Here is an 18,585-nt window from a genome sequence, read left to right as displayed (position 1 = left end):
TGGTCGAATTCCCGACTACTGCTCAGGTTTTGAAGTCGCTAGGGGCGTATCGGCTCGGGGCAGATCCCGGTTTGTTCCCCGATGATGTTGATCTCGGCGTTGGAACGAGGGTCAGCGCCGTAGTTGATCTGGTCGGTGCACTTCTCGGAGGGCTCGACGGCATCGGGCGGGAGCGGCGCCGGGCACGAACCCATCTGCTCTCCGATGCTGTTGATCTCCGCATTCGAACGAGGGTCACCCACATAATTGATCTGATCGGTGCACTTGGTCGACTCGGTAGCCGGACCAGGGGCCGCAGGGGCAACCGCGCTGGTCGAGACCGGGGTCCAGGCCGGCGCTGCTCCGCCCGCCGGGACTCCGGGGGTGGATGCGTCCGTACCGCCGCCCACCGAGTTCGAGCCTTCGACTGTCTCCGAGGTGGTCGCTGCGGTCAGCGGCGGTGGGGTCGTAGACGCCGCAACCACCGATGTAGTCGTCGGTTCGTCTCCTGGAGCGCTGTTGTCATCACTCGAACACCCTGTCATCGCGCACACCACCCCGATCGTCAGTACGGCGAGCAGCACTCGCAGACGCCGAGTCTTGTTGGTCAGCAATAGTTCAGGCATTTGCTCTCACACTCCTCGATACGCGGATCAGGTCGTTCCGCCCAAGCGGTGAACACCGACGTGACTCACTCTAGGAGCCTGATTCCATCGGTTTCGTAACAGAATTCCGTCGGTCGCGTACCAACTCTCGACGGTCCTGACATTCATACGATTACGTAACGGTGGGTGGCAAAACTCCGATATCGAGATCACCTGTGATCGTATGAAAACGCACATGCCGATGAGAGGGTTCGCAGCGGCCGGGGAGGGGAACGTGTTGTATCGGAGTGACATCTGCGGCGGTCGATCAGACCGTACTCGCAGCCTGTTCGGTACAGCGCTCGCGGCAGCAACCCTCGGAGCGTCCGTGATCACCGGCTGCGCGTCCACCCAGGGCGTTGTGATCGAAGGCGATGTCGCTTCCACCGGGTTGCCCGTCACACAACCTGCAGACCTGGCCAGACGGGTTGCCGAAAACTCGAGGTTGGGCCGGGCGCTCCTCGACGATCCTGGGGTGTCCGAGGGAGTGAAGACAGAACTTCGGTCGTGCCCTGACTGGTATCCGATCTCGGTCGGGTCCATCCTTCTCGATCCAGGCGCACCGCGTATCGTGCCGGAGACCGAACTCGTCGTCATGAATGTGTATCCGTGCCAACCGGCCCACCAACCCGGGACCGGAGTGTCGATTTCGGTCAACCTTGCCGGCTACGTCTACCGCAGCGGCAAGGCCGGTTCGAGTGAAGACGATCCCGAACTGGGTGAGCGCCTGTTCTCCGTCGAAGAGCGCGGAAAGTTCATCGTCAGCGGTCAACGCGCCGCGAGTTTGTCTGTCCTGGAAACGGATCCGCGGCCACCGGAGTTCGAATGTTGCCCCCGTCCACCGCTTCGGACCGAGTTCTACTGGGATGGAATGGAGTTCATCCGTGATTGATCGCCGTCGCCGCGCAATGCTCGCCGGTGTTTGCCTGCCGGTCGCGTTTGCTCTCGCCTCCTGTTCCACCGAGCCTGAATCAGAACCCACTCCGAATATCGCAGCATCACTCGACCCCTCGGATCTCTCACAGGGCTTGAGCATCGATCCTGTTGCCCTCCTCAGAGCAGACCCGGAAGTGTCCGATGCGGTCAAGGACAGTCTCCGACTGTGCGGTGATGCGAACTTCCCCTTCGAAATCCGGTATTCCCCCGTGACAGGCGCCGTTTGGCAAGATGCCGTCGTCAATGTCTTCACCTGCGAGTCTGTCGGCATCTGGGGACGACCGGCCCCACCGGTCAGCTTCATGGTCGCCGGATTCGTCTACCAGATCGACGAATCGGGCGCTCACAAAGTCTTCGGAGTGCAAGACCCAGGACGCTACGTCGTCGGCTCAACCGGAGGATTGTCGGTCATGGTCGACCTGTGCAAAGACCCCGGCATTCCGGAGTTCTGTCAATCGTCGACTGCATACAAGTGGACCGGCGAAGGGTTTGAGAGTGTTCCGTTCCCATGAAAGCGAAGGCCGATGACCGATCCGTTGATTTTGCTGGTCGAAGACGACGCTGTCATCCGCGAAGCAACGCAATTGAATCTCGAACGCAACGGGTTTCGGGTGATCACCGCATCGGGTGGGTTGACCGGAATGGATATGGCGGTCGACGCCAAGCCGGATATCGCCGTCCTCGACGTGATGCTTCCCGACCTGAACGGAATCAGCCTGTGCCGACGCATTCGTGAGGAACTGTCGGTGCCGGTCATCATGCTGTCCGCGCGCGACGACCCGGTCGACATCGTTCTCGGATTGGAAGCCGGTGCCGACGACTACGTCACCAAGCCCTTCGACAGCGGTGTCCTGGTGGCCCGTATCCGAAGTGTGCTCCGGCGGGTCGAATCCCATTCCGGTACGGACAAAGACATCGTGACTCTCGGCGATCTGGAGATCGATCGCGAGTTGGTGACCGTCACGCGTTCGGGCGCCGAAGTGGCTCTCACGCCCACCGAAATGAAGCTGCTCCTGGTCATGGTGAGTGTGCCGCGCAAAGTCTGGTCTCGCTCCGAACTGCTCTCGGACGTCTGGGATTACGACTGGGGCGGCGATACGCGCATCGTCGACGTTCACGTTCAGCGATTGCGCACGAAGATCGGCTCCGAACAGATCCGGACCGTCCGGGGGTTCGGCTACACGATGGACAACCATCGGTGAGATCGCGGGATCTCGCCGCCAAGCTCCCGTCCACCGGGAGGCGGTTGTCGTTTCAGTGGAAGATCGCGGCGGCCATCACGTTCGTGATCGCCGTCGCCTCGATCACGCTCAGTACCGTGATGCATCAAACCTTTTCACACAACCAAGAGGATGCAGCGCGGGCGGCAGCTGATCGCAATCTCCAACTGGTGCTGCAGGACGAAACGGGCAGCATGCGTGCGCTGTTCCGCGCCACCACAGATGGTCTCGACGTTCCGGAAGAGTTGCGTCAGGCCGTGGCGGGCGGCAAACGTGCCACCTACCTTGTCGACAGCGGGGACCAGCCATTTGTCTGGGCTGCTGCCGACGTCAACACTCAGGTGGTGGCGATTCGCGTCCCGTACACCGCGCAGCGGGAATCGATCGCCAGCGTCGATCGGACACTTCGCAACGCCACCGTCGCAGTGATCGCAGCGGGTGCTGTCCTGGGTGTGCTGCTTGGACTCGCGATGTCGTATCGATTGCGCTCGGCCGCCCGTGCGGCCCGCAAAGTGTCTACCGGAGCGAACATCCGCGTCCGCTCGGTCACCTGGTCACTCTTCGACGACGAGATCACCGAACTGGCGGATGCAGTCGACGCGATGTCCGATGCTCTACGGGGACAACTGGACGCCGAAAAGCGCGTGACAGCCAACATCGCGCACGATCTCAGGACGCCCATCTCCGGACTGGTCGGCGCCGCAGAGCTCCTGCCACCCGGTAGGCCAACCGAATTGGTGCGCGACGGCGTCCATAAACTCAGGAGGCTCGCCGAGGACGTCATCGAAGTGGCACGCCTCGACACCACCTCCGAGCAGGCAGACATCCAATCGGTGGAACTGGCGCCGGTGGTGCGTCACGCGATTTCCACCACAGGAGTCGAGTGTGAAGTGAGTGTTCACGGCACCCCCGTGTCGTACACCGACGCGCGCAGACTGGAGCGGATCATCGCCAACCTGATCTTGAATGCTCGCAATCACGGAAAGTCGCCGATCAATGTCCACGTCGACCACTCCCGCATCACGGTCCGGGATCGGGGCGTCGGGTTCACTGAAGAGTGGCTTCGCCAGGGGCCGAAGAGATTTCAGACCAACTCCGTCGAACGCGGCCCGAACTCAGGCCTGGGCCTCGGCTTGACGATCGTAGTGGGACAAGCGGCGGTCATCGGCGCTCGTATCGACTTCGCGAACCATCCGAACGAGGGCGCGGTTGTGACGATCGACCTCCCTGAATGTTCGGCAGACGAGTTCGATTGACACCGAGGCAGTTCGGTCGATCGGCCGGGACACAGCGTCCCGGCCGATCATTGGCGTCCCGGACTCAAACCTGTCCGACAGTGACTCCGGTGCGAACGTCCGGTGCACCGAGGCGCGCCGCATCAGCTGTGAGGTCATCGGGCTGCTCCTGAGATTCCCGCTCGGCTGCGACGCGCAACCGGTAGTGCTCGATCTCCTCGGCAATGTGCTCGGGAGTCCAACCGAGCACCGGCGCAACCAGTTCCGCCACTTCGGCAGCTGCCGCATCGCCGCGATCGGTAACCTCGATGGAGATGCGGGTACGACGGGTGAGGATGTCGTCGAGATGCTGTGCACCCTCGTGACTCGCGGCGTAGTGAATCTCCGCCTTGAGGTACTCAGGGGCGGAGTCCAACGGCTGCCCCAGTTCAGGCCTCGCCTCGATGAGTTCGAACAACTCGTCAGCCAAAGTGCCGTACCGCCCGAGTAGGTGCTCGATGGTCGAAACGTGGAGCCCGGTGCGCTCAGCGGTGAGATGCCGATTGTTGTGCGCGGCAAAATAACCGTCGGCACCCACCAGTTGGATACGCTCGGTGCAGGACTTCGGCACCTTCTGTTCCAATCCGTGTACCGCGGAATCGACTGCGTCCTTGGCCATCACGCGGTAGGTCGTGTACTTGCCACCGGCGACCACCGTCAACCCTCGAACCGGACTCGACACCGCGTGCTCACGCGAGAGAGTGCTGGTCGAGTCCGATTCGCCGAACAACAACGGACGCAGTCCCGCGTACACACCGACGACGTCCTCGTGCGTCAACTCGTCCTGGAGCAGCTTGTTGACATGTCCGAGGATGTAGTCGATATCGCTTCGGCTCGCTGCCGGATGCGCGAGGTCGAGGTTCCAGTCGGTGTCCGTCGTACCGATGATCCAGTGGCTTCCCCACGGAATCACGAACAGCAGACTCTTCTCGGTCCGCGTGATGATTCCGGTCGCAGAGTTGATGCGGTTTCGCGGGACGACCAAATGCACACCTTTCGAAGCGCGAACCTGGAATTGCCCTCGCCCACCGACCATTTCCTGAATCTCGTCAGTCCACACACCGGCGGCGTTGATGACCTGACGAGCACGGATCTCGAACGCGCGACCTGTTTCCAGATCCACGGCCTTCACCCCGACTACGCGGTCCTCCTCACGGAGAAAGCCGATTACGCGGGTGCTGTTGACGCACAGCGCGCCGTACTCGGCCGCCGTGCGCGCCAGCATCATCGTGTGGCGGGCGTCATCTACCTGACCCTCGTAGAACTTGACCGAACCCCGGATAGCAGAGCGCTTTCCGGAAGGGAACGATTCGAGAGTCTTCTTCTTGCCCACATGCTTGTGGTGTGAGGGAACCCCGCGGCCTGCGCCCATCACGTCGTAGACGCCGATGCCCAGACCGACGTACGGCCGGTCGATCAACTTCTCGAGTGGGTAGATGAACGGCACCGGCTTCGCGAGATGCGGGCACAGCGAATTCAGAACCAGCGACCGCTCACGCAGTGCCTCGAACACGAGCGCAAAATTGAACTGCTCGAGGTAACGCAGTCCGCCGTGGAACAGCTTGCTCGACCTGCTCGAGGTTCCGGACGCGAAGTCGCGAGCCTCCACCAAGCCGACCTTCAGACCGCGAGTTGCGGCGTCGAGCGCGCTACCCGCTCCGACCACGCCACCGCCGATAACGAGGACGTCGAGTTCGGTTTCTTCCAACTTCTTCAGCGACTCCGCCCGCGAGGACGGACTCAATGCTTGTGCTGTGCTCATGAAAACTGTTCCTTCACTTGAAAATAGGTAGAAATGGGGGCGCCGCGATCAGTCTGCGTCGACCCAGTCGAGTGTCCGAGTGACGGCTTTCTGCCAGCCTGCATACAGGCGCTCACGCTCGGCCGAATCCATCGACGGCGTCCAGCTCTTGTCCTTCGCCCAGTTGCTGCGAATGTCGTCCTCGCTCTCCCAGTACCCGACCGCGAGACCAGCGGCGTACGCAGCGCCCAATGCCGTGGTCTCCGCAACGACAGGGCGGATCACCTCGACGTCGAGCAGATCGGCCTGGAATTGCATGAGGAGTTCGTTCGCGACCATTCCGCCGTCGACCTTGAGAACCTTCAAGTCGACACCCGAGTCGAGGTTCATCGCCTCGATCACCTCACGACTCTGGTACGCAGTCGCTTCGAGCACCGCCCGGGCAAGGTGCCCCTTGTTCACGAACCTTGTCAGACCGACGATCGCACCGCGTGCATCCGCGCGCCAATGCGGTGCAAACAGGCCCGAGAACGCGGGCACGAAGTACGCGCCACCGTTGTCGTCCACAGAGCGCGCGTTCACCTCGATGTCGGCCGCGTTGTCGATCATGCCGAGGTTGTCCCGAAGCCACTGGACCAGCGAACCGGTCACGGCGATCGATCCTTCCAGTGCGTAGACCGTTGGCTGCTCACCGATCTTGTAACAGACCGTCGTCAACAAGCCGTTCTTGCTCATCACCTTTTCGGTGCCGGTGTTGAGGAGCACGAAGTTGCCGGTTCCGTAAGTGTTCTTCGCTTCTCCGGGCGAGAGGCAGGCCTGACCGAAAGTCGCTGCTTGCTGATCGCCGAGGATTCCGGCGATCGGCACGCCGGACAACGTTCCGCGTTCGCGCACGAATCCGAAAGTTTCGGACGAGCTGCGAATCTCGGGGAGCATCGATTCGGGGATGCCCATGTCGGCGCAGATCGCCGAATCCCAAGCGAGAGTGTCGAGATCCATCAACAGAGTGCGCGACGCGTTGGTGGGGTCGGTAGCGTGCACTCCGCCGTCGACGCCGCCGGTCATGTTCCACAGCACCCAGGTGTCCATCGTGCCGAAGCACAACTCGCCTGCTTCGGCCTTCTCACGCGCGCCCTCGACGTTGTCGAGAATCCACTTGACCTTGGGGCCCGAAAAGTACGTGGCCAACGGCAATCCGGTGACTTCGGTATACTTCCTGGGGCCGTCTTCGCCGGCGAGTGCAGTACAGATTCGATCGGTGCGTGTGTCCTGCCAGACGATGGCGTTGTAAACGGGCTTTCCGGTTGCTCGTTCCCAGACCACTGCCGTCTCACGCTGATTGGTGATGCCGACGGATGCGATGTCGGCCGCGGTCAGATCTGCGTTGGCCAAGGCGCCCGCGGTGACGTTGCGGACGTTGTCCCAAATTTCGATCGGATCGTGTTCGACCCAGCCTGCCTGCGGAAAGATCTGTGTGTGCTCGTGCTGTTCGACAGCGACTACGTGCCCACTGTGATCGAAGATCATGCATCGCGTGGAGGTGGTTCCCTGGTCTATCGCGGCTACGAACTGCGCCATCGTGCTACCCCTTTGGTGTCGAAGAAAGTGCGAAAGATTTACTGTCAGAGATGATGATTCGCCATCAGGCCGGTATCGTGGCCGGCTCCTCGGCTGCCTTCTCCACCGACTCGTCAGGCAGGAATCGACCAATCAGCTTGTCGTAGAGGAACACCCCGATCGGAGCGCCGATCAGCGGCCCCACGATGGGCACCCAGAAATACAGGCTCCCGTACTGATCTCGCCAGGCGCTGCCGTAACCGGTGAGATACGACGCCAGCCGCGGACCGAAGTCACGGGCCGGATTGATGGCGTAACCCGCGTTGGTCGCCCATGCGAATCCGATTGCCACCACGATCAAACCGACGACGAAGGGCGCAAGATTCGCGAGCGGCGGAGTTCCCCGAGTATCGGTCACCGCAACGATGAGGAACAACAGGATCGCCGTGCCGATGATCTGATCTATCAGCGATGATCCCAGACTGACCGGGAGCGTTCCGTTTCCGGGCATCGTCGAGAAGATCGTCTGAGTCGCCGTTGTGTGTCCGGGATCGATGGCATTGAGCATGTCGTTGTAATTCCACCGGACGATCAGGGCCGCGACAAAGGCTCCAGCGGTCTGCGCCAGCGTGTAGGGCAGGACCTTGCGCCAGGAGAATCCCCGGAAGATCGCAAAGGCGAAGGTCACTGCGGGGTTCAGATGAGCACCCGTCACCCGGCCTGCGACATAGATGCCGAACATGACGCCGAGTCCCCAGGCCCACGCGATACTGTCGTGTCCGCCGAGACCCCCACCGCTCCCGCCGGACACAACCTGCGCCACAACTCCGACGCCGAACAAGATCAAGATCATCGTTCCGGCGAACTCGGCTGCCAACTCGCCTGGAAGCCCTAATCGCTTGGCTTTCTCCATCCCCACCCTCACTTCGTTGTGATGCATGTCATAGTTTGGTTTGCTGCACCCGTAGCGTAAGGCCGTTTGCACATTCACGCATAGCTCGTGCACATATGTGCAAATGGCCCATTTGCGCACCGTAACGCGGGTAACAGACACACTTCTGGGACTTTGCGTGATCGAGCGCCTCGGCCTGGGCCTACTCGGATAAGATTCGGTTCAATGCTCTTGCACGTACGTGCAGACAGGACGAACCCATGGAAACTCCCACTTCGGACTCCGCTACCTCCGATCCGGCGGACCCGCGCATCGCCGACGCAGTTCAGGCCGCACGCCTCTACTACTTCCAGGACCAGACCATGGCCGCCATCGGCCGCGACATGGGGGTGTCCCGATCCACCGTCTCCCGATTGATCACCTACGCGCGCACCTCGGGTCTCGTCGAGATCAAGATCAGCACCCCGCACGGCCAGGCTCCTCGCATCGAACGCGAGTTCTCGGAACGGTACGGAGTGCGCGCCCACGTGGTGACCGTGCCGGAACTGGTGGGAGATCTCGAGCGACTCGAAAAGGTCGCAACCTTTGCAGGACGCCTGCTGGCGTCGTTCTTCGACAGCGACATGGTGATGGGGATCGCCTGGGGAACCACACTCAGTGAAGTCAGCAAGCACCTTGCCCCCAAACGCACGTACAACTCGTACGTCGTGCAACTCAACGGCGCCGCGAATACTCGCACCACCGGAATCTCTTACGCCAGCGACATCATCAGAACCATTGCCGACGCCTACGGTGCTCTGCCACAAGGATTTCCGGTGCCTGCCTTCTTCGACTACCCGGAAACCCGGGAGCAACTGTGGCGCGAACGAAGCATCAAACGCGTCTTGGACATGCAGAAGCGAATGGACCTGGCAGTCTTCAGCATCGGCGTACCGGGCGGCAACGTACCGAGTCACGTCTACACCGCCGGATACCTCGAACCCGATGAAGCAGAAGCACTTCGACGCGACGGAGTGGTCGGCGACATCGCAACCGTCTTCTTCCGGTCGGACGGGAGCTACCGCGGAATCGAACTCAACGAGCGCGCGAGCGGCCCGCGACTGGACCTTTTCGAGAAGGTCGCCAGACGCGTGTGCATCGTCGCCGGAACAGCAAAACTGCCGGCCCTGGAGGGAGCACTACGGGGCGGGCTGATCACCGATCTGATCATCGACGACGTCAGCGCCACCGCGCTGGTGTCCTGACCGCTGCACCAGCTTCTCGATTCCGTCGAGAAGTAAGCCGAGCGAGAAACTGAAATCGAAGGCATCGTCGCCGGCGGCCTCACCCTCCGGGCTGCCGTCCTCGAAGCCGCCTTCCTCGATTGCGGCACTCAGGTAGGGGAATCCCTCCCGATTGATGACACGAGCAATGAGAGCGCCGTATGCGACGTCGTCGTCTGCCGACTGCGCTGAACGAGACGCCAGGTCAGCCGAGAATCGAGCGCGGCCGATGACGAACAACGACACGTTGGTCACCACCTGGAACTTCGACGCGGCGCTCAGGGCGACCCCGTCGAGGGCGCTCAGCCCCGCGTCGAGCCACGCCATGTTGTTGGGCCCGGTCGGTGGAGCCGTGATGGGCAGCTTGAGCCACCACGGTCGACTCAGCATCGTGGCGTACTCCTGATTCGCCCACGCCTCGAGCTTGACGCGCCAGGTCACGCCGTCGGGAATTACCGGCGGCGGCCCGATCACCCGATCCGAAATCAGTTCGATCAGTTCGTCTTTGCTTGCCACGTAGCGGTAGAGCGACATGGTCGTGAACCCGAGCGCTTTGGCCACGCGGCCCATCGACAGAGCGGTGACGCCTTCTGCGTCGGCCAATTCGATCGCGGTGTCGAGAATTTGCTCGAGACTGAGCCCCTTCTTCGGACCCCGCGTTCCCGGCTGGTCCAGTCCCCAGGCCAGTTCAACTGCTCTCGGTAGCGCTCCGCGATCCATAAGCTCCCACTCTTCACTCTTGCCATCATCCTAGAACTGTGTACGCTATAAACACGAGTTTATGACATACACAGTTCTTACTTGGAGGTCTCGATGTCAGGAACGATCCCCGCAATCTCGGTCCGCGGACTCCGTAAGCGCTACGGCGATCAACAGGTACTGGCTGGACTCGACCTGTCGGTCCCGGCCGGATCGGTGTACGCCCTCCTCGGCGCGAACGGCGCCGGAAAGACCACGGCCGTAAGAATTCTCACCACCCTCATCCCCTTCGACGGAGGTGAGGTCACGGTCGCGGGGCATTCACTGCCCGGAGATCCACAGAATGTTCGGCGACGCATCAGCGTGACCGGGCAGTACGCAGCCGTCGACACCTTGCTGACCGGATTCGAGAACCTCACCCTACTGGGCGAACTGAATCACCTGGGCCGGAAGAACTCCCGTCGCCGTGCCGAGGAATTGCTCGACCAGTTCGTTTTGACGGACTTCGGCGACAAACGCGCCGGCAACTACTCGGGCGGCATGCTCAGACGACTCGACATCGCAATGAGCCTCGTCGCCCGACCGGACGTCGTCTTTCTCGACGAACCCACCACCGGCCTGGACCCGCGAAGCCGCCACGACATGTGGTCGATCGTTCGAGGACTCACAGCGTCAGGCGTCACCATCTTCCTCACCACCCAATACCTCGACGAGGCAGACGAATTGGCCGATACGGTCGGCGTGCTGAGCGGCGGCCGCATCGTCGCCGAGGGAACACCGGACGAACTCAAACGCCTTGTTCCCGGCGGCCACGTCGCACTGCAATTCGAGAACCTGGCCCAACTCGAACTCGCCGCGGCATCACTGCCGCAGGCGCATTCGAATGCCGAGACCTTGACCCTGCACATCCCTTCCGACGGGGCAGTTCCGTCGATCAAAGCGATCCTCGACTCGATCGACGATCCGTCGATCACCGTCGAGAAGTTCTCCGTTCACACTCCGGATCTGGACGACGTGTTCTTCGCGCTCACCGGATCAGGCCAACCCGAGATTGCGAGCGTTCGATGACCTCCACCATTGCAATCGATTCCGCGGTGATGCTCCGCCGGAATCTCAAACACGTTCTGCGCAGTCCGGATTCGATGATCACCGCGATAGCCCTTCCGGTCATGCTCATGCTGCTGTTCGTCTACGTCTTCGGCGGCGCCATCAACACCGGTAGCGAGTACATCGACTACGTAGTGCCCGGAATAATCCTTCTGTGCGCCGGTTTCGGCGCCTCGACCACCGCGGTCAGCGTCTCGAGCGACATGAAGGACGGGATCATCGACCGTTTCCGGACCTTGGCGATCTCTCCGTCGTCGGTCCTGACCGGTCATGTACTGGCCAGCATCGTCCGCAACGTCCTGACTACGGCGATCGTGGTCGTCGTTGCGCTGATCATGGGATTTCGCCCGACCAGCGATCCGTTGCGCTGGCTCGGCGTCGCCGCTGTGATCGTCGCCTTCGTCTTTGCCATGTCGTACCTCTCGACAGCTTTGGGACTCTTGGCCCAGAACCCGGAGGCTGCAAGCGGATTCACCTTCGCCATCATGTTCCTGCCCTACGTCAGCACTGCTTTCGTACCGGCTGAGACCATGCCGTCCTGGCTGCAGGGGTTTGCCCGGCACCAACCGGTGACTCCGATCATCGAGACTGTGCGCGGACTCCTGATGGGCACGCCGATCGGGAACAGCGCGGCCATCGCCCTCGCGTGGTGCCTGGGCATCGCCGCCGTGGGATTCGTGTGGTCCAACTGGCTCTACCGACGAAAGACCGCGAGCTGACCACACAAGAAAGCCCCACACCTGACGGTGCGGGGCTGCTTGTGCTGTGCGCCTTTATTAACCGCGGGGGGTTAATAAAGGCGCACAGTGGATTACTTGGCGTCCAGCAGATCGATCACGAAGACCAAGGTCTTGCCGGAAAGCTGGTGCCCTGCACCGGCGGGGCCGTATGCCAGCTCCGGCGGAATGGTGAGCTGACGGCGTCCGCCGACCTTCATGCCCGGGATGCCGTCCTGCCAGCCCTTGATCAGGCCACGAAGCGGGAACTGAATGGACTCGCCACGGCTCCAGGAAGAGTCGAACTCTTCGCCGGACTCGAACTCGACACCGACGTAGTGAACGTCGACGGTGCCACCGGGAACGGCTTCGGCGCCTTCTCCGACAACCAGATCCTTGATGACCAGATCGGTCGGCGCGGGGCCTTCCTGGAACTCGATTACGGGCTTGCTACTCATGGGTCCTCCTCGTTGAGGCGAAATGTTGGGTACAGAAGACTAGCGGGTGGTGATATCGCTAGGTCACGCGTCAGCGGGACGTGATGTCTCTGTAGTCACGCTCGGTGTAGCCGGTGTAGATCTGGCGCGGGCGGCCGATCTTCGTAGCCGGATCCTCGTGCATTTCACGCCAGTGCGCAATCCAGCCGGGCAGACGGCCCATGGCGAACAGCACCGTGAACATGCGCGGCGGGAAGCCCATCGCGCGGTAGATGAGGCCGGTGTAGAAGTCGACGTTCGGGTAGAGCTTGCGCTCGATGAAGTAGTCGTCCGTGAGGGCGGCCTCTTCGAGTTGCATTGCGATGTTGAGCAGTTCGTCGTCGCCGCCGAGCTTGGCGAGGATGGTGTGCGCGGTTTCGCGGACCAGCGCAGCGCGCGGATCGTAGTTGCGGTAGACGCGGTGCCCGAAGCCCATGAGCTTCACGCCGTCTTCCTTGTTCTTGACCTTGCGGACGAACTCGGCTGCGGTGCTGCCGCTGGCCTTGATCTCGTCGAGCATCTCGAGCACTGCCTGGTTGGCGCCGCCGTGCAGCGGGCCCCACAGTGCGTTGATGCCGGCAGAGACGGAGGTGAACAGGTTGGCGTCCGACGAGCCGACCATACGCACGGTCGACGTGGAGCAGTTCTGCTCGTGGTCGGCGTGCAGGATCAGCAGCATGTCGAGTGCCTTGGCGACCTCGGGATCACCCTGGTACGGCTCAGCGGGGAAGCCGAACGTCATACGCATGAAGTTCTCGACCAGGTTCAACGAGTTGTCCGGGTACAGGAACGGCTGTCCGACGGACTTCTTGTACGCGTACGCAGCGATGGTCGGCAGCTTCGCGAGAAGACGGATGGTGGACAGTTCCACCTGCTCCGGATCCTCGGGATCGAGCGAATCCTGGTAGTACGCCGACAATGCGTTCACTGCGGACGAGAGAACCGGCATCGGGTGAGCGTTGCGCGGGAATCCGTCGAAGAACCGCTTGAGGTCCTCGTGAAGCAGGGTGTGTCGACGGATGCGGTCCGTGAAGGACTCGAGCTGGGCGTCGGTCGGCAGTTCGCCGTAGATCAGCAGGTAGCTGACCTCGATGAACGTCGACTTACCTGCCAACTGCTCGATGGGATATCCGCGGTAACGCAGGATTCCCTTCTCACCGTCGATGTACGTGATTGCAGAACTGGTGGATGCAGTGTTCACAAAACCGGGGTCAAGGGTGGTGTACCCCGTTGTGGCCAGCAGCTTTCCCAGCTCGATGCCGTCATTGCCCTCTGTTGCCCTGGCAATGGACATCGTGTACTCACCACCGGGGTAAGTAAGCGTGGGCTTTGTGTCATTGTCAGCGGGCACGAAGGATCCCTCTCAAGCTCGAACCAACGAGTAACTACATGCGATCAACTAGAAACTAGTCGCACGGGAGAGATCGTGCCGAAGGAGGGTCGCTCCACGGCTATTTTTCGGGTACTCACGAACCCGACATACCCACCGAAACTGAAACATGTTCCAGTCTGGGCTTTCCCACTCGCGTGACCGGTACTCCAGTCTACGGAATCGCGCATTTACCCACACTGATCTGCAAATCTCGGCTGCAATTCGCAAATGGGAGCAACGTCGGACCTTCCGGACCACTGACACGGGGTACCGAAAACCGATTGTTATCGGCTGATGCCTACTTGGTGTTACACGATCCCACGGTATGAGAGCCGGATCACAGCGCCTTGATGCCCCAGCTACCCGTCCACGTCTGACCCGGATGAAGCACCAGGAGATCGATGCCCGAGTTGAAGGCGTCAGGCGGGCAGGTCATCGGCTCCAAAGCCAATGCGCGGCCGCGATCGGGATACCCCTTGTCGTTGGCGGGATCTGCGACGAATGCCTGAATCCACGGGAACTCGCGGTTGGTCCACAGGGCAGTGCCCGTTCCATCCGGAGCCAGCAGCTCGTGTTGCGTGCGACCACTGCCGTCGACGACGTCCAATGCGCTGTACGGAGTGTCCAACTGCACCCCGGCAAGCAGTCTCGGTGTCCGGAAGTCGTAGTCCGTACCGGCGACTGCCTGCGAATACGCGTTCGGCAGCATCCTCGCCGGATCGATCGGCAACCGTGTGCCTGCTGCCAGATGCAGAGCACATTCGTCGAGCGGAAAGTCGCCGGCGCGAATGAAGGTGTGCATTCCGAGCCCGAACGGCGACGAGGTCGCACCCTTGTTCGTGGCCGTGTGCGTGACGGTCAGTCCGTCGGCACCGACCTCGTAGGCGACCGTCAGCTGCAACGGATAGGGCCAACCCTTGTGAAGTCCCACGTCGACCGACAGTTCGACGCGCTCGTACGTGTGGTCCACGAGGCTCCAATTGCGACGCCGGACGAACCCGTGGCTCGCGTTCCCCAGCGCAGGTTCGGTGATCTCGAGTTGATGCTCGATCCCGTCGAACATGAAGTGCCCGTCGCGAATTCGGTTGGGCCACGGCGCGAGAACCAATCCGGCCGACAGCGGTGGCTTCGATCCGAGTGCCCAGGTCTCGGTCAGCGCGCGCTGACCGTTCGGTCCTTCGTGATCGAGTAGCCGCAACCCGGCACCGGCCGCGGCGATCTCGGCTCGATAGCCTCCACCACGGATCTCGAACCCTCCCCTACCCGTGCTGTGCGGCGCAGTCATACGTACCAGTTTCCACCACGAGCGACCGGTTAACCAGGACGTCAGACGGCGCGTCCCACCTTGTAGCGAACGAATGCCGGAAATGCGAGGGCAGAAAGGACAACACCGACAATCACCAGGAAGCCGCCGCCCGCTGCCGCGACACCGGTCCCGAACAGGAAGGCTGCACCGCCGTGCAGCACGTCACCGATACGCGGACCACCCGCCACGACCACGATGAACACGCCCTGCAGTCGTCCGCGCATGTCGTCGGTTGCCACTTGCTGGAGCATCGTGCTGCGGAAAGCCGCCGAGACCATGTCGACGGCTCCGCCGAATGCCAGGAATGCGACCGCCACCCAGAGCAGAATCACACTGGAACCGGGACTCGCGAAGTACACGGCAACGCCGAAGCCGACCATGGACAGCCCCCACAGCGCGATGCAGACCAGAACGGCTCGCCCCTGGTACTGAACCCGTGGCAACCAACCCGAGAAGACTCCGCCCAGAACGGCTCCCACCGACATCGCCGCGAACAGCAGTCCCAGCGCAAAACCGCCGCTGGCGGGGTCACCGAAGGATTCGTGAGCGATCTCCGGGAACAGTGCTCGCGACATCCCGAACACCATCGCGATGATGTCCACCACGAACGACGCGAGCAGAACCTTCTGCGTCGCGAGATACGTGAAACCGCCGAGGACCTCGCTCAATCCGGCTCGCCGAGACGTTCCGGTCGGCGGAATCGCCGGGAGCTTCCATACCGCCCACAGTGTGGCGAGAAGAAAGATCGAGTCGAGCAGGTACAGCAGTTGCAGACCGGCCGACGGTATGAGGACACCCGCCAGTAGCGGGCCGGCTATCGCACCGAACTGCACGACAGTCATGTTCAGCGAGTTCGCGGCAGGTAACTGCCTGCCCGGAATCAACCGAGGGATGATCGCCGCTCGCGTCGGCTGGTTCACCGCGAAGAACGCCTGTTGAACCGAGAACAATCCGAGCACCAACCACACGTTGTTCACGTTCAGGGCAGCCTGGATCCAGAACAGCACCGACGTGACGCCGAGTCCGATCGAGGTGATCATCAACAGCCGTCGTCGATCCATGACGTCGGCCAGTGCGCCGCCCCACAGACCGAAAACGACCAGCGGGACCAGACCGAAGATTCCCGTCAGACCGACGTAGGCCGAGCTTCGGGTGATCTCGTACACCTGTTGCGGTACGGCGACCACGCTGAGCTGAGCGCCGATGACGGTGACGATGCCGGCCGTCCACAGCCGTCGATAGTCGCGATTCTCGAGCGGAGTCGTGTCCGCGAGTAGCCGGCTCACGGCTGGAGACGGACGGCGGACCACTGTCCGTCGACCAGGCTCGTGCGAACTCGATTGTGCATGCGGTTCGCGCGTCCTTGCCAGAACTCGACAGACTCGGGCCGAATCAGAATCCCGCCCCAGTTCGGTGGCACCGGAATCTCACCGTCCACGCCGAATCGAGCAGCGACCTCACGCAGTTGCTCGTCGAGATCGGCACGCGAGTCGATCGGACGAGACTGCGACGACGCCCACGCGCCGAGCTGTGAACCTCGAGGCCTGGTTCGCCAATACTCCTGCGTCAGTTGAGCACTCACCCGCTCGGTGGTGCCGCGGACGATCACCTGCCTGGCAAGGGTCAGCCACGTGAAGTTCGCCGACGCGTACGGGTGGGCGTCGAGGTGACGAGCCTTGTCGGATCCGTAGTTGGTGAAGAAGAGGACGCCGTCCTCGCTGAGCCCTTTGCAGAGCACGGTGCGCGACGCCGGACGGCCACCGTCGTCCACCGTCGACAGAGTCATGGCGTTGGGCTCCGGCGCGTCAGCTTCGACGGCGTCCACGAGCCATTGGCGCATGAGGGGCAGCCAACCGGTTTCGACAACCGAAGTATCCAATTCCGCACTCATGCGGTCCTCGACGGACTCCGATTCGCTGCCTGCTTGCGGATAGCCCACACGCATGGCCGCGAGTTCGTTGTCCACCGCCTGCGGGTCCTGACGTTCATTCGACACAGCCGAGAACGCTACTCCCGGGTACTCACTGGCCAACGGCTACGCGGCACGCGCTAAAGTTTGCCGTGGCTAGACCCGACCCGGACCGCGAGCCGCACCAGCGACAGCGCCGAATCGGGACGAGACGATTGCGCAGTACAAAACACGGTGCGTGCTCATCCCTGCGAGCACCGAGGCGCAGTCACTGAAGCTGAGGCAGTGCGACTGTAGACCTGGCGCACTCGAACGAGGAGAGTCCACGAGAATGGCAGCGAGCGCAGCAATACCGGACGATTTTGTGAGCGGACTCGAAGGCGTCGTCGCCTTCACCAGCGATATCGCAGAACCTGACAAGGACGGCGGCGCACTGCGCTACCGCGGAGTCGACATCGAAGACCTGGTCGGCCAGAGGGTCACCTTCGGCAACGTATGGGCCCTTCTCGTCGACGGCCGCTTCGGCCCCGGCCTCCCGCCGGCCGAGCCGTTCCCCCTCCCCATTCACACCGGCGACGTCCGTGTCGACGTTCAGGCCGGACTGGCGATGCTGGCTCCCATCTGGGGCTACCAGCCGCTCCTCGACATCGATGACGAGACCGCCCGCGACCAGCTCGCCCGCGCATCCGTCATGGCGCTGTCGTACGTCGCGCAGTCCGCTCGCGGCATCTACCAGCCGGCAGTCCCGCAGAGCCGCATCGACGAGGCCAAGACCGTCACCGAACGCTTCATGGTTCGCTGGAAGGGTGAGCCCGATCCGGCACACGTCGAGGCAATCGACGCGTACTGGGTCTCGGCAGCCGAGCACGGCATGAACGCCTCCACCTTCACGGCCCGCGTCATCGCCTCCACGGGCGCCGACGTCGCGGCTTCGCTTTCCGGCGCCATCGGCGCGATGTCCGGCCCGCTGCACGGCGGCGCACCGGCCCGCGTTCTTCCGATGATCGAAGAGACCGAGAAGACCGGCGACGCCCGCGCACTGGTCAAGGGAATCCTCGACCGCAAGGAAAAGCTCATGGGCTTCGGACACCGCGTCTACCGCGCCGAAGATCCCCGTGCACGCGTGCTCCGCGCCACGGCCAAGCGCCTCAACGCTCCCCGCTACGAGGCTGCCGCAGCTCTCGAGCAGGCTGCACTGGCAGAACTGCGTGAGCGTCGTCCCGATCGCGCGATCGAGACCAACGTCGAGTTCTGGGCCGCCGTCATCCTCGACTTCGCCGAGGTTCCCGCGCACATGATGCCTGCCATGTTCACCTGTGGCCGCACCGCCGGCTGGTGTGCACACATCCTCGAGCAGAAGCGTCTCGGTAAGCTGGTACGCCCGGCCGCCATCTACACCGGCCCGGCGCCCCGTACTCCGGAGTCGGTCGAGGGCTGGGACCAGATCAGCCACGCGTAGTACCCCGCTCGAATTCGCCAATCACGGTAGTACAGA

General features: G+C 62.4%; 18 protein-coding genes. 8 read left to right on the top strand and 10 right to left on the bottom strand.

From position 1 onward, the window contains the following. Positions 1-38 precede the first annotated feature (38 nt). Positions 39-605: a hypothetical protein gene (locus G4D79_RS12475; RefSeq protein ID WP_042451198.1), complete on the bottom strand. Its 567-nt coding sequence runs from the start codon at positions 603-605 to the stop codon at positions 39-41. Positions 606-858: 253 nt separating this feature from the next. On the opposite strand from G4D79_RS12475, the gene G4D79_RS12470 reads away from it, so the two are divergent. The 4 genes from G4D79_RS12470 to G4D79_RS12455 are packed head-to-tail and all read left to right on the top strand — an operon-like array spanning position 859 to position 4,035. Further along, on the top strand, positions 859-1,515 hold the full coding sequence (locus tag G4D79_RS12470; RefSeq protein ID WP_233272331.1) for a hypothetical protein: 657 nt from the start codon (positions 859-861) through the stop codon (positions 1,513-1,515). After that, positions 1,508-2,071: a hypothetical protein gene (locus G4D79_RS12465; RefSeq protein ID WP_007733471.1), complete on the top strand. Its 564-nt coding sequence runs from the start codon at positions 1,508-1,510 to the stop codon at positions 2,069-2,071. The genes G4D79_RS12470 and G4D79_RS12465 overlap by 8 nt, the downstream gene beginning before the upstream one ends. Positions 2,072-2,083: 12 nt before the next feature. Next, positions 2,084-2,761: a response regulator transcription factor gene (locus G4D79_RS12460; RefSeq protein WP_099698718.1), complete on the top strand. Its 678-nt coding sequence runs from the start codon at positions 2,084-2,086 to the stop codon at positions 2,759-2,761. Then, positions 2,758-4,035 (top strand): HAMP domain-containing sensor histidine kinase, encoded by a 1,278-nt coding sequence (locus tag G4D79_RS12455; RefSeq protein WP_099698717.1) that lies wholly within the window; start codon positions 2,758-2,760, stop codon positions 4,033-4,035. Before G4D79_RS12460 ends, G4D79_RS12455 begins: the two co-directional genes overlap by 4 nt. 64 nt (positions 4,036-4,099) lie before the next feature. On the opposite strand, the gene G4D79_RS12450 is transcribed toward G4D79_RS12455, so the two are convergent. The 3 genes from G4D79_RS12450 to G4D79_RS12440 form a co-directional block, all read right to left on the bottom strand. Next, positions 4,100-5,815: a glycerol-3-phosphate dehydrogenase/oxidase gene (locus G4D79_RS12450; RefSeq protein WP_099698716.1), complete on the bottom strand. Its 1,716-nt coding sequence runs from the start codon at positions 5,813-5,815 to the stop codon at positions 4,100-4,102. Between the two features lie 48 nt (positions 5,816-5,863). Next, entirely contained in the window at positions 5,864-7,372 is a 1,509-nt protein-coding gene (gene glpK / locus G4D79_RS12445; protein ID WP_003939742.1) for a glycerol kinase GlpK, read from the bottom strand. A gap of 64 nt (positions 7,373-7,436) precedes the next feature. Continuing rightward, positions 7,437-8,264 (bottom strand): MIP/aquaporin family protein, encoded by an 828-nt coding sequence (locus G4D79_RS12440; protein ID WP_099698715.1) that lies wholly within the window; start codon positions 8,262-8,264, stop codon positions 7,437-7,439. 239 nt (positions 8,265-8,503) lie between these two features. On the opposite strand from G4D79_RS12440, the gene G4D79_RS12435 reads away from it, so the two are divergent. Next, positions 8,504-9,487 carry a sugar-binding transcriptional regulator gene (locus G4D79_RS12435; RefSeq protein ID WP_007733475.1) on the top strand — a complete coding sequence of 328 codons (984 nt, stop codon included), beginning with the start codon at positions 8,504-8,506 and terminating at the stop codon, positions 9,485-9,487. Here G4D79_RS12435 and G4D79_RS12430 read toward each other — a convergent pair. Next, the gene (locus G4D79_RS12430) at positions 9,422-10,225 is read right to left on the bottom strand and encodes a TetR/AcrR family transcriptional regulator (protein ID WP_007733476.1); all 804 of its coding nucleotides are present in this window, start codon (positions 10,223-10,225) and stop codon (positions 9,422-9,424) included. The genes G4D79_RS12435 and G4D79_RS12430 overlap by 66 nt on opposite strands. Before the next feature lie 93 nt (positions 10,226-10,318). On the opposite strand from G4D79_RS12430, the gene G4D79_RS12425 reads away from it, so the two are divergent. Together G4D79_RS12425 and G4D79_RS12420 are read left to right on the top strand one after the other, a co-directional pair. Next, complete coding sequence (locus G4D79_RS12425; RefSeq protein ID WP_058037822.1) at positions 10,319-11,272, top strand: ATP-binding cassette domain-containing protein; 954 nt, start codon at positions 10,319-10,321, stop codon at positions 11,270-11,272. Continuing rightward, positions 11,269-12,030: an ABC transporter permease gene (locus G4D79_RS12420; RefSeq protein ID WP_099698714.1), complete on the top strand. Its 762-nt coding sequence runs from the start codon at positions 11,269-11,271 to the stop codon at positions 12,028-12,030. The genes G4D79_RS12425 and G4D79_RS12420 overlap by 4 nt, the downstream gene beginning before the upstream one ends. 92 nt (positions 12,031-12,122) lie before the next feature. Here the strand turns inward: G4D79_RS12420 and G4D79_RS12415 are convergent, their stop codons facing one another. The 5 genes from G4D79_RS12415 to pdxH all read right to left on the bottom strand — a co-directional run bounded on the left by G4D79_RS12415 (position 12,123) and on the right by pdxH (position 17,177). Beyond that, positions 12,123-12,485: an FKBP-type peptidyl-prolyl cis-trans isomerase gene (locus G4D79_RS12415; RefSeq protein WP_003940440.1), complete on the bottom strand. Its 363-nt coding sequence runs from the start codon at positions 12,483-12,485 to the stop codon at positions 12,123-12,125. Between the two features lie 70 nt (positions 12,486-12,555). Next, positions 12,556-13,854 carry a citrate synthase gene (locus tag G4D79_RS12410; RefSeq protein WP_003940509.1) on the bottom strand — a complete coding sequence of 433 codons (1,299 nt, stop codon included), beginning with the start codon at positions 13,852-13,854 and terminating at the stop codon, positions 12,556-12,558. A gap of 358 nt (positions 13,855-14,212) precedes the next feature. After that, a complete protein-coding gene (locus G4D79_RS12405; protein ID WP_042921680.1) occupies positions 14,213-15,160 on the bottom strand; it encodes an aldose 1-epimerase family protein in 948 nt (315 codons plus the stop codon). Between the two features lie 41 nt (positions 15,161-15,201). Then, on the bottom strand, positions 15,202-16,467 hold the full coding sequence (locus G4D79_RS12400; RefSeq protein ID WP_021332219.1) for an MFS transporter: 1,266 nt from the start codon (positions 16,465-16,467) through the stop codon (positions 15,202-15,204). Further along, entirely contained in the window at positions 16,464-17,177 is a 714-nt protein-coding gene (pdxH, locus tag G4D79_RS12395; protein ID WP_007733483.1) for a pyridoxamine 5'-phosphate oxidase, read from the bottom strand. The genes G4D79_RS12400 and pdxH overlap by 4 nt, the downstream gene beginning before the upstream one ends. Positions 17,178-17,421: 244 nt before the next feature. Between pdxH and G4D79_RS12390 the strand changes: the two genes are divergently transcribed. After that, the gene (locus G4D79_RS12390; protein WP_003940025.1) at positions 17,422-18,549 is read left to right on the top strand and encodes a citrate synthase 2; all 1,128 of its coding nucleotides are present in this window, start codon (positions 17,422-17,424) and stop codon (positions 18,547-18,549) included. Positions 18,550-18,585: the final 36 nt, after the last annotated feature.

Origin of the sequence: Rhodococcus sp. WY5, assembly GCF_018588185.1 — a bacterium.
GTDB lineage: Bacteria > Actinomycetota > Actinomycetes > Mycobacteriales > Mycobacteriaceae > Rhodococcus_F > Rhodococcus_F qingshengii.
Note: the sequence above shows the minus strand (reverse complement) of the source record. Positions and strands in the feature narration are given on the sequence as shown.